13 protein-coding genes are annotated in these 12,491 nt (G+C 30.8%); 11 read left to right on the forward strand and 2 right to left on the reverse strand.

Annotated features, from left to right (window positions below; genetic code table 11):
- The first annotated feature begins 31 nt into the window (after positions 1 to 31).
- From rbfA to QM495_RS08930, 3 genes are read left to right on the forward strand one after another with little or no spacing between them, the layout of a single operon-like run.
- On the forward strand, positions 32 to 424 hold the full coding sequence (gene rbfA / locus QM495_RS08920) for a 30S ribosome-binding factor RbfA (RefSeq protein ID WP_408671771.1): 393 nt from the start codon (positions 32 to 34) through the stop codon (positions 422 to 424).
- Between the two features lies 1 nt (position 425).
- Positions 426 to 1,628, forward strand: coding sequence for an ABC transporter permease (locus QM495_RS08925; RefSeq protein ID WP_408671759.1), 1,203 nt, complete (start codon positions 426 to 428; stop codon positions 1,626 to 1,628).
- Between the two features lie 26 nt (positions 1,629 to 1,654).
- On the forward strand, positions 1,655 to 2,209 hold the full coding sequence (locus tag QM495_RS08930) for a hypothetical protein (RefSeq protein ID WP_408671760.1): 555 nt from the start codon (positions 1,655 to 1,657) through the stop codon (positions 2,207 to 2,209).
- 158 nt (positions 2,210 to 2,367) lie between these two features.
- Here the strand turns inward: QM495_RS08930 and dusB are convergent, their stop codons facing one another.
- Complete coding sequence (gene dusB / locus QM495_RS08935) at positions 2,368 to 3,348, reverse strand: tRNA dihydrouridine synthase DusB (RefSeq protein ID WP_408671761.1); 981 nt, start codon at positions 3,346 to 3,348, stop codon at positions 2,368 to 2,370.
- A 93-nt stretch (positions 3,349 to 3,441) separates the two neighbouring features.
- Here dusB and QM495_RS08940 point away from each other — a divergent pair, with 93 nt between their 5' ends.
- Positions 3,442 to 4,545 carry a TolB family protein gene (locus QM495_RS08940; RefSeq protein ID WP_408671762.1) on the forward strand — a complete coding sequence of 368 codons (1,104 nt, stop codon included), beginning with the start codon at positions 3,442 to 3,444 and terminating at the stop codon, positions 4,543 to 4,545.
- Positions 4,546 to 4,624: 79 nt separating this feature from the next.
- Positions 4,625 to 6,421 carry a translation elongation factor 4 gene (gene lepA, locus QM495_RS08945; protein WP_408671763.1) on the forward strand — a complete coding sequence of 599 codons (1,797 nt, stop codon included), beginning with the start codon at positions 4,625 to 4,627 and terminating at the stop codon, positions 6,419 to 6,421.
- 67 nt (positions 6,422 to 6,488) lie between these two features.
- On the opposite strand, the gene QM495_RS08950 is transcribed toward lepA, so the two are convergent.
- Complete coding sequence (locus QM495_RS08950; protein ID WP_408671764.1) at positions 6,489 to 6,839, reverse strand: 4Fe-4S dicluster domain-containing protein; 351 nt, start codon at positions 6,837 to 6,839, stop codon at positions 6,489 to 6,491.
- A gap of 173 nt (positions 6,840 to 7,012) precedes the next feature.
- On the opposite strand from QM495_RS08950, the gene QM495_RS08955 reads away from it, so the two are divergent.
- The 6 genes from QM495_RS08955 to QM495_RS08980 all read left to right on the forward strand — a co-directional run.
- On the forward strand, positions 7,013 to 8,869 hold the full coding sequence (locus tag QM495_RS08955) for a 2-oxoacid:acceptor oxidoreductase subunit alpha (RefSeq protein WP_408671765.1): 1,857 nt from the start codon (positions 7,013 to 7,015) through the stop codon (positions 8,867 to 8,869).
- 2 nt (positions 8,870 to 8,871) lie between these two features.
- Positions 8,872 to 9,885: a 2-oxoacid:ferredoxin oxidoreductase subunit beta gene (locus tag QM495_RS08960; RefSeq protein ID WP_408671766.1), complete on the forward strand. Its 1,014-nt coding sequence runs from the start codon at positions 8,872 to 8,874 to the stop codon at positions 9,883 to 9,885.
- 88 nt (positions 9,886 to 9,973) lie between these two features.
- A complete protein-coding gene (locus tag QM495_RS08965) occupies positions 9,974 to 10,324 on the forward strand; it encodes an NADH-quinone oxidoreductase subunit A (RefSeq protein ID WP_408671767.1) in 351 nt (116 codons plus the stop codon).
- A complete protein-coding gene (locus QM495_RS08970) occupies positions 10,315 to 10,914 on the forward strand; it encodes an NADH-quinone oxidoreductase subunit B (RefSeq protein WP_408671768.1) in 600 nt (199 codons plus the stop codon). The genes QM495_RS08965 and QM495_RS08970 overlap by 10 nt, the downstream gene beginning before the upstream one ends.
- Before the next feature lie 18 nt (positions 10,915 to 10,932).
- Complete coding sequence (locus QM495_RS08975) at positions 10,933 to 11,394, forward strand: NADH-quinone oxidoreductase subunit C (RefSeq protein WP_408671769.1); 462 nt, start codon at positions 10,933 to 10,935, stop codon at positions 11,392 to 11,394.
- Positions 11,395 to 11,402: 8 nt separating this feature from the next.
- Positions 11,403 to 12,491, forward strand: a 1,089-nt coding sequence (locus QM495_RS08980; RefSeq protein ID WP_408671770.1) for an NADH-quinone oxidoreductase subunit D, incomplete at its 3' end; no start/stop codon positions are given.

Genomic DNA, 12,491 nt, shown 5'->3' on the forward strand with positions numbered 1-12,491 from the left:
TTTATGTACTTTTAACTATTATCTTTGCACTATGGAAACAAACAGACAAAAGAAAATTGCAGGTGTTTTACAAAAAGACTTAGCCGATGTTTTACAACACGCTGCACAAGATGGAATGAAAGGAGTAATTATATCTGTTACCAAAGTAAATGTAACTTCTGATTTAGGACAAGCAAAAGTATACCTAAGTGTTTTTCCTCAAATCAAAAGAGAACTAATTTTAAAAGGTGTACAAGAAAATACTTCCTCTATACGTTATGAAATGGCTAAAAGGACTAAAAATCAGTTAAGACGTATGCCTGAACTTTCTTTTTTTATTGATGATAGTTTAGATTATATTGAAGACATTGACAATGCACTACAGGGGAAAAAAGGAAATCCAATTAAAAATCCAGAACTATTAGACAAGCGGCAAAAAAGATAATTTGAATTTTCCTTTATACATAGCTAAACGATATTTATTTTCTAAAAGTAGCAACAACACTATTAACATTATAACGCTTATTGCTACTATTGGTGTTGTTGTTGGAACCTTGGCTTTATTTATTGTGCTCTCTGGGTTTTCAGGGTTAAGAACTTTTAGCATTGGTTTAATAAATACCTTTGACCCTGATATTAAAATTACTTCAGTTAAAGGAAAATCGTTTAAATTTAATTCAACTATTCAAACCATTTTAGACAATCAAAAAGGAATAGCATCCTATTCTAAAGTAATAGAGGAACGTGCTTTTTTTGAATTTAATAAAAAAACCCATGTTGCTTATATTAAAGGTGTAGATACTAATTTTACACATGTTAACCGAATTGATACTACAGTATATGTTGGTACTTGGCTAGATGAAAAAATTCCTTTAGGAGTTGTTATTGGTAATGGAATTTCAAATACTTTATCTGTAGGTATTTTTAACTTTTTAGAACCTTTAAAAATTTATGTTCCTAAGCCTGGAAAAGGATATATAACAAACCCTATAAACGCTTTCAATAAAATTAATACACAACCTATTGGTATTTTTGCATTAACCGATGAGATTGATAAAAAATTTACATTTACTTCCTTAGAACTAGCACAAGAGTTATTAAGTTATGGACCTGGAAAAATTTCCGGAATTGAAATAAGAGCAACTAATTATAACAAGCGGAATTTATTAACTACTGAATTAAAAAATAAACTTGGCAAAGAATTTAAAGTAGAAACTAGTGAACAATTAAATGCTGTTTTTTATAAAATGTTGAATACTGAAAATTTGGTATCTTATCTAATTTTTACATTAGTTTTAATTATTGCGTTATTTAATGTTATTGGCGCAATAATTATGATGATTTTAGACAAAAGAGACAACCTTAAAACATTATATAGTGTTGGAGCAACAATAAAAGATATTAAACGAATATTTATTTTTCAAGGCTTTTTACTATCTGTTTTTGGGTTATTTATTGGATTAACTTCTGGTATAATTTTAATTTTACTTCAAAAAAAGTATCAATTATTTATGATAACTCAAAGCTTACCTTATCCCGTTGAATTAACATTTTTAAATGTTATAACAGTAATTATTACCATACTAGTTTTAGGTTTTTTAGCTTCACAAATTGCAAGTAGTAGAATTTCTAAAAAATTAGTTGAATAAAATTTTTTACTTTTGAAAAAAAAGCAATGAAAAAAGTATTTTTATTAATAATAGTGTCTTCACTTACTTTACAAGCTCAAAAAATTAAAACAAAAATATATACTGATAGCTTACTAACAATTACTTATTCTAAAAAATGGAAAATACTTAAAACTCCTTTTCCTAATAAAATAATTGAATTAGCCCCAAAATCACAAGCTAAATTAAGTTTTTCAGGAGAATTTACAATTGAAAATAGAAATAAAGCCACTCGAAATTTTTCAGAAACAAAGCTTTCAATTTATAAAACATCATTATCTAATTACAGTTCTTTAGATGATTTTTTTATAAAACGAGTAGATTTAACTAAGAAAAAAACATCTCTAAGTATTGTAAAAATTTCAAGTAGTCAAAATAACTATGGGAAAGTTAAAATTTTAGATGTTATTTATCAATTTAATAATAAAAAAATACACCAAATTGAATATAATTTTAGTGCAAATGGGAATATTTATTCCGTTTACTTTTTTGCCCCTTTAAATTTATACAAAAAATACATTAAGGAAGCCAAAACTATATATTCATCAATAGAATTACATTAATTTTCAGTTCTAAAATTGAATGAATAGATTTAATACTCTAAAATCTTATAAAAGATTATCAGGCGTGAAATCTGCTTCAACTTGAAACTGTTTCGAGTTCTTATAACAATTAAATGGTAAGACTATGAATAAAGTTCAGAGTTACGATTTTTAAAACTCTAAGCAAATTTCTGTAAAACCTCATCAAAAACATTATAAACATCTTGCGCAGAATCTGAAGTTACCATTTTTAAACGATATTCTTTAAAATGAGGAATTCCTTTAAAATAATTAGTATAGTGACGACGTGTTTCCATTACTCCAACAATTTCTATACCTTTCCAATCTATTTCTAGTTGTAAATGTCTACGAGCCATTTCAACACGTTCAGCAATGGTTATTTCAGGTAAATAGCTACCTGTTTCTATAAAGTATTTCACTTGCTTAAAAAACCAAGGATTTCCAATACTTGCCCTACCAATCATAGCGCCATCCAAACCGTATTTATCACGCATTTCAATAGCTTTTTCAGGTGTATTTACATCGCCATTCCCAAAAACAGGGATATGCATTCTAGAATTATTTTTCACATCGGCAATTGGCGCCCAATTTGCAGCCCCTTTATACATTTGCGCACGTGTACGACCGTGAATAGAAATTGCTTTACAACCAACATCTTGTAAACGTTCAGCAACTTCAACAATTTGAATTGAACTTTCATCCCATCCCAATCGGGTTTTTACAGTTATTGGTAAATTCGTGTGTTTAACCATCGCTTCGGTTAATTCCACCATTAAATCAATATCCTTTAAAATACCAGCTCCAGCACCTTTACTTACCACTTTTTTTACAGGGCAACCAAAATTAATATCAATAATATCTGGTTTTGATTGCTCAACAATTTCAACCGTTTTCAACATAGATTCAAGATTTGAACCAAAAATTTGAATCCCAACTGGGCGCTCTTTTTCGTAAATATCAAGCTTCTTTTTACTTTTCACAGCATCACGTATTAAGCCTTCCGAAGAAATAAACTCGGTATAAACCACATCAGCACCTTGTTCTTTACACAACGCTCTAAAAGGTGGATCGCTTACATCTTCCATTGGTGCTAACAACAACGGAAAATCATTTAATTCTATGTCTCCTATTTTTACCAAATCAAAAAATTAAGTATGCAAAATTACGGAATTAAAATTATTTCTAAATTCATTTATAAAAATTGTATTTTTGAATTTTTAAATATAGAAATTATGAAACTAAAATTATCAATAATATGTTTTGCTGTCCTTTTTTTCGGATGTAAATCTTCTAAAAAAAGTTCTAATCATGATGGAACTTCTGGTGCAACAAAAATTGTGAATAAAATTCATTATCCGCAAGAAAAACATTTAAAAAATATAAAACAATTAACTTTTGGAGGTGATAATGCTGAAGCATATTGGAGTTTTGATGATACAAAATTAGTGTTTCAAGCAAATAATATTTGGGGATTATCCTGTGACCAAATTTTCACTATGAATATTACTGATGATTTAAGTAAAGGTCAAAAACCACAACTAATAAGTACAGGAACTGGAAGAACAACTTGTAGTTATTTTTTACCTGGAAATGAAACTATCATTTATTCTTCCACACATTTAGCGGATACAAATTGTCCGCCTGTTCCTAAAAAAGAAGATTATGGGAACAAATATATTTGGCCAGTTTTTGAAGGGTACGATATTTTTGTAGCTGACACTAAAGGAAATCAGTTAAAACAATTAACTTTTGAAAAAGGGTATGATGCCGAACCAACAGTATCTCCCAAAGGTGATAAAATTGTATTTACTTCAACTAGAACTGGTGATTTAGAATTGTTCACGATGAATATTGATGGCTCTAATGTGAAGCAAGTAACTTTTGAATTAGGCTACGATGGTGGTGCTTTCTTTTCGCCTGATGGCACAAAATTAATTTTTCGTTCATCACGACCAAAAACAGCTACTGAAATTAAAGAATACAAAGATTTATTAGCTAAAGGTTTAGTACAACCTACAAATATGGAATTATATATATGTAATGTTGATGGAAGTGAATTAACTAAAATCACCAATTTAGGAAATGCAAACTGGGCACCATTTTTCCATCCTTCAGGAAAAAAAGTGATTTTTTCATCAAACCACAAATCAAAAACTAGTTTTAATTTGTTTATGGTTAACATTGATGGAACAGGTTTAGAGCAAATTACTTACGATGGTGTTTTTGATGCTTTTCCAATGTTTTCTTATGATGGTAAAAAACTAGTTTTTTCTTCAAACAGAAACAACAACGGAACACACGATACCAATTTATTTTTAGCTGATTGGGTTGACTAACAAACATTTAATGATATCGTTAATTTCGAACACTTAATTCGTTATATTTGCGCAAATATTGTAGACAGGAACACGAAGTATGAAAAACATTAGAAATTTTTGCATAATTGCACATATTGATCACGGAAAAAGTACACTTGCCGATCGGTTATTAAGTTTTACAGGAACTACTACAGCTCGTGAAGAACAAGCTCAGTTATTGGATTCTATGGATTTAGAACGTGAACGTGGAATTACTATTAAAAGTCATGCCATTCAAATGGATTACACCTATGAAGGTGAAGAATACGTTTTAAACTTAATTGACACACCGGGACACGTAGATTTCTCTTATGAAGTTTCAAGATCTATTGCTGCTTGTGAAGGCGCTTTGCTAATTGTTGATGCCGCGCAAAGTATACAAGCACAAACCATTTCAAACTTATATTTAGCATTAGAAAATGATTTAGAAATTATACCCGTTTTAAATAAGGTTGATTTACCGGGTGCAAATCCTGAAGAAGTTACCGATGATATTGTAGATTTATTAGGTTGCAACCCAGAAGAAGTTATTCACGCAAGTGGAAAAACAGGTTTTGGGGTAGAAAATATTTTAAAAGCCATTATTGAAAGAGTTCCTGCTCCAAAAGGTAGTGTTAATGAACCTTTACAAGCTTTAATTTTTGATTCAGTTTATAACTCTTATAGAGGTGTTGAAACCTATTTTAGAGTGATGAATGGTGAAATTAAAAAAGGACAACGAGTTAAATTTATAGCTACGGGAAATGAATATAATGCTGATGAAGTTGGAACCCTGAAATTAACACAAATTCCAAAACAAAGTATAAAAGCAGGTGATGTTGGTTATTTAATTACAGGTGTTAAAACAGCTAGTGAAATTAAAGTTGGTGATACAATTACGGATGCCAACAACCCAACTCAAAATAGAATTGATGGTTTTGAAGATGTAAAACCAATGGTATTTGCTGGTATTTACCCTGTTGATACTGAAGATTACGAAGAGTTACGTAATTCTATGGAAAAATTACAGCTAAATGATGCTTCCTTAGTATTTATCCCTGAAAGTTCTGCCGCATTAGGTTTTGGATTTAGATGTGGTTTTTTAGGAATGTTACATTTAGAAATCATTCAGGAACGTTTAGAACGTGAGTTTGACATGACTGTAATTACAACGGTGCCAAACGTATCGTACCATGCATTTACTAATAAACATCCAAATACACCGTTGTTAGTAAATAATCCTTCCGATTTACCCGAACCTTCAAAATTAAATCGTGTTGAAGAACCATATATTAAAGCTACAATAATTACAAAAGCAGATTTTGTTGGGTCAGTAATGAGTTTATGTATAGAAAAACGGGGACAAATAACCAACCAAACTTATTTAACAACAGAACGTGTTGAATTAACTTTTGATATGCCTTTGGCTGAGATTGTATTCGACTTTTATGATCGTTTAAAAACGGTTTCGAAAGGATATGCCTCTTTTGATTATCATCCAATAGACTTAAAAGCTTCAAAATTGGTACGCGTTGATATTTTATTAAATGGAACTTCTGTAGATGCACTTTCAGCATTAATTCATGCAGATAATGCATACAACATTGGTAAAAAAATGTGTGAAAAACTACGCCAATTAATTCCTCGCCAACAATTTGATATTCCTATTCAGGCAGCTATTGGAGCAAAAATAATTTCTAGAGAAACCGTAAAAGCATTACGTAAAGATGTTACTGCAAAATGTTATGGTGGTGATATTTCTCGTAAACGTAAATTACTAGAAAAGCAAAAGAAAGGTAAAAAACGTATGCGCCAAGTTGGTAATGTAGAAATTCCACAAGAAGCATTTATGGCTGTATTAAAATTAAATGATTAATACCGTATGATATAACATAAAAAAGCAACTCAATTGAGTTGCTTTTTTATGTTTAAATTTGAGAAGATTATTCCCCGTGTAACCAAGTTTTTTTAGCCAATAATTGTTCTTCTGTTTCTTCGTGATCTTCGTCAAGAATACAACAATCAACTGGGCAAACAGAAGCACATTGAGGCTCATCATGAAAACCTTTACATTCTGTACACTTATCAGTCACAATAAAGTAAAATTCATCAGATTTTGCTTCATTCATTTCATCAGCATCAACTTCTTCACCACTAGGTGTTGTTACCGTACCGCTTAATGAAGTTTCATCTGCATACGCCCATTCACTATCTGGTTCGTATATTGCATTGTTTGGACACTCTGAAATACATGCATCACAGTTAATGCATTCATCTGTTATTATAATAGCCATGTTTACTTATTTTTAATAATTATTTATTTGACAAAAATATATAATTTTAAACAAATTTATGTGACAAAAGTCATTTACTAATCTAAAAAGTAAATTTAAATTTGACACTTAATTTATTTGAGTATAAATTATTTTGTATAAATTTAAATAAAATTTTTTAATTATCATATATTATGGTTACAACTAAAGAAAAACTCCAACCAGAAGTAATTGAGGCAGTTGTTATACGTTTTGTTGGCGATTCAGGTGATGGAATGCAACTTACAGGAACACAGTTTACTGATACCTCAGCTATGTTTGGAAATGACATTGCTACTTTCCCTAACTATCCTTCAGAAATTAGAGCTCCTCAAGGAAGTTTATATGGCGTCTCAGGATTTCAAGTTCATATTGGTAGTGTAGAAATTAGTACACCAGGTGATAATTTAGATTTATTGGTAGCAATGAATCCTGCTGGTTTAAAAACTAACTTATATGCCTTAAAACCAGGGCACACTATTATAGTTGATACCGATTCCTTTTCAAAAAAGAATTTAGAAAAAGCTGAATACACTTCTAATCCACTTGAAGATCATAGTCTTGAAAATTATAGAGTTATTCAAGTTTCTATGACTTCCTTAACCAAAGAAACTTTAAAAGGAGTGGAAGGTTTAGATAATAAATCAATTACACGAAGTAAAAATATGTTTGCTCTTGGAATGGTTTATTGGATGTATGGAAGAGAGAAAGAACATACTATTGAATTTTTTAATAAAAAATTCAAAACAAAACCACATTTAATTGAAGCAAATACAAAAGTATTGAATGCTGGATATTATTTTGCCGAAACATTAGAATTAATTCCTAATGCATATACTATTTCTCCTGCAAAAATGAATCCTGGTACTTATAGAGTTATTATGGGGAATACAGCAACAGCCTGGGGGTTTTTAGCAGCTGCTGAAAAATCTGGTTTGGAATTATTTTTAGGTTCTTACCCTATTACACCAGCTACTGATATTTTACATGAGTTAGTTAAACATAAACACTTTGGTGTAAAAGCATTTCAAGCTGAAGATGAAATTGCAGGTATTTCATCTGCTATTGGAGCTTCATTTGCCGGTGATTTAGCTATTACTACAACATCGGGACCTGGTTTAGCTTTAAAAGGTGAAGCTTTAGGATTAGCCATGATTATGGAATTACCTTTAGTTGTGGTAAATGTTCAACGTGGTGGGCCTTCAACTGGTTTACCAACTAAAACTGAACAATCAGATTTATTACAAGCAATGTATGGTAGAAATGGTGAAAGCCCTGTAGTTGTAATTGCTGCAAGTACACCTGCTAACTGTTTCAACTTTGCATTTCAAGCTGCAAAACTTGCTTTAGAACATATGACTCCTGTTGTTTTATTAACAGATGGTTACATTGCAAACGGTTCTGCTCCTTGGAAAATTCAAAGTGTTGATGATTTACCTGAAATTAAAAATAATATTACTAAAGAAGTTGTTGAAAATTGGCATCCTTATGATAGAGATGAAGAAACTTTAGCTCGTCATTGGGGAATTCCTGGAACACCTGGTTTAGAGCATAGAGTTGGTGGTTTAGAAAAAGATGGTATTACTGGGAATGTTTCTCAAGATCCTGAGAATCATGGAAAAATGACAGAAATTAGGGCTGAGAAAATCAGGAGAGTTCAAAATTACATTCCAAATATTAAAACAGAATTTGCTGATTCAGGAGATTTATTGGTAGTTGGTTGGGGAGGAACTTATGGTTCTTTACATTCAGCTGTAAAACAAATAAATGAAGAAGGTTACAAAAATATTGGTTTTGCACATTTCAACTATATTAATCCACTCCCTAAAAACACGGAAGAATTATTAAAAAGATTCAAAAAAATTATTGTTTGTGAATTAAATAATGGTCAATTTGCCAATGTTTTAAAAATTAATTTTAACGGATTAGAAGTTTCACAACACAATAAAATACAAGGATTACCATTTGGAAATAATGAACTAATAGCAGAATTTAAAAAATTAGTAGAATAATTATGGAAACAGTTACAAAACAAAAATATACATTCAAAGATTTTGCAAGTGATCAGGAAGTAAGATGGTGTCCTGGTTGTGATGATTACGTTATTCTACGTTCCATGCAAAAAGCACTTCCTGAAATGGGAGTTAAAAAAGAAGATGTAGTATTTATATCAGGAATTGGGTGTTCATCTCGTTTTCCTTATTATATGAATACCTATGGAATGCATACCATTCATGGTAGAGCACCTGGTATTGCTTCAGGAGTTAAATTAGCAAATCCAAATTTAAGTGTTTGGATTACAACTGGTGATGGTGATGCAATGGCTATTGGTGGAAATCACTTTATTCACGTACTTAGAAGAAATATCGATTTAAATATTATTTTGTTTAACAATGAAATTTACGGTTTAACAAAAGGGCAATTCTCTCCTACTTCATTAGTTGGCCAAAAAACAAAATCATCTCCTTACGGAAATACACAACCTCCATTTGTTCCTGGTGAATTAGCATTAGGCGCTGGAGCTCGTTTCTTTGCAAGAATTGGTGGTAATGTTCCAAAACAAATGGCTCAAATATTTATTGATGCACATAAATTTAAAGGAACATCATTGGTTGAAGTATTACAAAATTGTGTAATCTTTAATGATGGTTGTTATACTAAATTTACCGATAAAAAAGTAAAAGAAGATATGCAACTATTTCTTGAACACGGTAAACCAATGATTTTTGGTAAAGAACGTAACAAAGGGATTGTTTTAAATGGTTTAAAATTAGAGGTTGTAACTATAGGTGAAAACGGCATTACCCAAGAAGATTTATTGGTACACAATGCAAAAGAACAAGATCCTACATTACACCAAATGTTAGTTAGATTAGAATATCCTATAGCAACAGGTATCATTAGAAGTTTTGATGATGTTACTCTAGAAGAACGTGAAGATGCCTTAACGAGACAAGTTAAAGCAAATTCAAAATTCAAAAAAACTGACGATTTATTTTTTGCTGGAGAAACCTATGAGGTTAAGTAATAAAAATTACATCTTTAGCTGATTTATATCAGTTAACAGTTAATAGAATTCATTTAATTTTACCCTCTAATAAAAAAGTGTATAAAAAATGGGATCAGAAGCCATTATTGTATTTTTACTTGCAGCGATAGTTTTAGTTGTTGGTGCAAACTTTTTATCGAATTTAATTTCACATAAATCAGATAATCCTCAAAAAAGAGAACCTTACGAATGTGGTGTTCCAACTATTGGTCCAACTTGGATTCAATTTAATGTAGGATATTATTTATTTGCTATTTTATTTCTAATTTTTGATGTCGAAGTAGCATTTTTAATTCCTTGGGCCGTGGTTTTCAAAGAAGTTGGAACTGTTGCCTTAGTTGAAATAATTGTATTTATATTTATTTTAGGTTTAGGATTATTATATGCCTATAAAAAACGTGCATTAAGATGGGAGTAGAAAAAAAACGATTTTTAAATCAATTTGAAGCAGACGGGCTAAAACAAGTTGTACCTGAAGATTTTCCAGGGAAAGTTATCCCTGGTGGTAATGGTGGAAATTTTGTTGTTACCACTTTAGATAGTGTTATTAACTGGGGTCGATCAAATTCATTGTGGCCTCTTTATTTTGGAACTAGTTGTTGTGCCATTGAAATGATGCAAACTGGAGCTCCAAAACACGATTTTTCTAGATTTGGATTTGAAGTTGCTCGACCATCTGCTAGACAAGCCGACCTTATTATTATTGCAGGAACTATTGTAAACAAAATGGGACCTGTTTTAAGAAGGTTATATGATCAAATGCCAGAACCAAAATACGTGATAGCTATGGGAGCTTGTGCAATTTCAGGAGGCCCTTTTTACTATAATTCTTATTCTGTAATTAAAGGAGCAGACCATGTAATTCCTGTAGATGTTTATATTCCTGGTTGTCCACCAAGACCTGAAGCATTATTGGAAGGAATGATTATGCTACAACAAAAAATTAAAACTGAAAACATGAAGCATAAAATCAATCCTATTGATGGTTTTGACGAAGGAAAAGTTTGAATTTAAGCAAAAGATAAAATGAAAAACGAAGATTTACAAAATATCATAAACACCTTAGGAGAAAATTTAGAATTTTCAACAGAAGAATCTGAATTTTTAAATGTTATAGTTCCTAAAGAACAACTTCATGCCGTTTGCAGTCAATTAAAATCAAATAAAGAGCTAAAATTTGATTATGCTTTTTGTATAACTGGTATGGATTGGGGTAAAGAACTTGGTGTTATTTATCATTTAAATTCAACTGAATTTAAACATGAAATAGTAGTAAAGGTAAAAACAGAAGATCGAGAAAATCCAACATTAGATTCTGTTCATGATATTTGGCAAACTGCAGAATTTCACGAATTAGAAGTTTACGATTTTTTCGGTATAAAATTCAATAATCATCCAAAATTAAGACGCTTATTCTTAACACCTGATTGGGATGGTTTCCCATTACGAAAAGATTATGTAGATGAAGCTAATATGATTATCAAATAAGTATATCCATGGCAAATCAAGAATTAGAAACAAAAATTAAAACGGAAGAGTATTTCGTTAATATGGGACCTCAACACCCTGCAGCTCATGGCGTTTTACGTTTATTATTAACCATTGATGGCGAAATTATTAAAAATGTAGAACCAGATTTAGGATATATTCATCGTTCTATTGAAAAAATGTGTGAACGTGATAGCTATCAACAAGTTGTTCATTTAACAGATAGAATGGATTATTTATCTTCAAATATAAATAATGAAGCCGTTTGTTTAGCAGTTGAAAAAGCCTTAGAAATTGAAGTTAGTGATCGTGTTAAAGTTATTAGAACTATTATTTCTGAATTAACCCGTATTGCATCGCACTGTTTATGGTGGGGAGTAATGGGAATGGATTTAGGTGCTTTAACTACTTATTTTTATGCGTTTAGAGATCGTGAATATATCAACGATATTTTTGAAGAAACCTGTGGTGCGCGTTTAACAATGAATTATAATGCTCCAGGTGGATTAATGTTTGATATTCATCCAAATTTTGTAAAAAGAACTAAGGACTTTATTAAACATTTTAAAACTAAAATTCCAGAATATGACCGTTTATTAACTGGTAACGTTATCTTTCAAAAAAGAACAAAAGGAGTTGGTATTTTAACAAAAGAAGATGCCATTTCTTATGGTGTAACGGGACCGGTAGCAAGAGGTTCAGGTCTTTCAAGTGATGTTAGAAAACTTCATCCATATAGTGCTTATGATAGAGTTGATTTTAAAGAAGCATTACTAACTGAAGGAGACACATTAGCTAGATATAAGGTTAGAATTATGGAATTATGGGAGTCTCTGTCAATAATTGAACAGTTAATTGATAATATTCCTGAAGGAGAAATTAAAGCAGCAACAAAAGCAGTAATTAAATTACCAAAAGGAGAATATTATCAACGTGTGGAAGCTGCTAGAGGAGAATTAGGTGTTTATATTAACAGTACAGGTACTAAAAACCCATACCGTGTTAAATTCCGTTCTCCAGGATTTTCTAACCTATCTGTTTTAAATCATATAACAAAAGGAAGTAAAATAGCAGATTTAGTGGCTACTATGGCTTCT

Source organism: Lutibacter sp. (genome assembly GCF_046055765.1).
In the GTDB taxonomy this organism is placed as follows: Bacteria; Bacteroidota; Bacteroidia; order Flavobacteriales; family Flavobacteriaceae; genus Lutibacter.

Bases quoted from the DNA above. Each gene is read 5' to 3' on its own strand.
- rbfA (WP_408671771.1), top strand. From the start codon at position 32: ATGGAAACAAACAGACAAAAGAAAATTGCAGGTGTTTTACAAAAAGAC.
- QM495_RS08930 (WP_408671760.1), top strand. From the start codon at position 1,655: ATGAAAAAAGTATTTTTATTAATAATAGTGTCTTCACTTACTTTACAA.
- QM495_RS08940 (WP_408671762.1), top strand. From the start codon at position 3,442: ATGAAACTAAAATTATCAATAATATGTTTTGCTGTCCTTTTTTTCGGA.
- lepA (WP_408671763.1), top strand. From the start codon at position 4,625: ATGAAAAACATTAGAAATTTTTGCATAATTGCACATATTGATCACGGA.
- QM495_RS08950 (WP_408671764.1), bottom strand. From the start codon at position 6,839: ATGGCTATTATAATAACAGATGAATGCATTAACTGTGATGCATGTATT.
- QM495_RS08955 (WP_408671765.1), top strand. From the start codon at position 7,013: ATGGTTACAACTAAAGAAAAACTCCAACCAGAAGTAATTGAGGCAGTT.
- QM495_RS08960 (WP_408671766.1), top strand. From the start codon at position 8,872: ATGGAAACAGTTACAAAACAAAAATATACATTCAAAGATTTTGCAAGT.
- QM495_RS08965 (WP_408671767.1), top strand. From the start codon at position 9,974: ATGGGATCAGAAGCCATTATTGTATTTTTACTTGCAGCGATAGTTTTA.
- QM495_RS08970 (WP_408671768.1), top strand. From the start codon at position 10,315: ATGGGAGTAGAAAAAAAACGATTTTTAAATCAATTTGAAGCAGACGGG.
- QM495_RS08975 (WP_408671769.1), top strand. From the start codon at position 10,933: ATGAAAAACGAAGATTTACAAAATATCATAAACACCTTAGGAGAAAAT.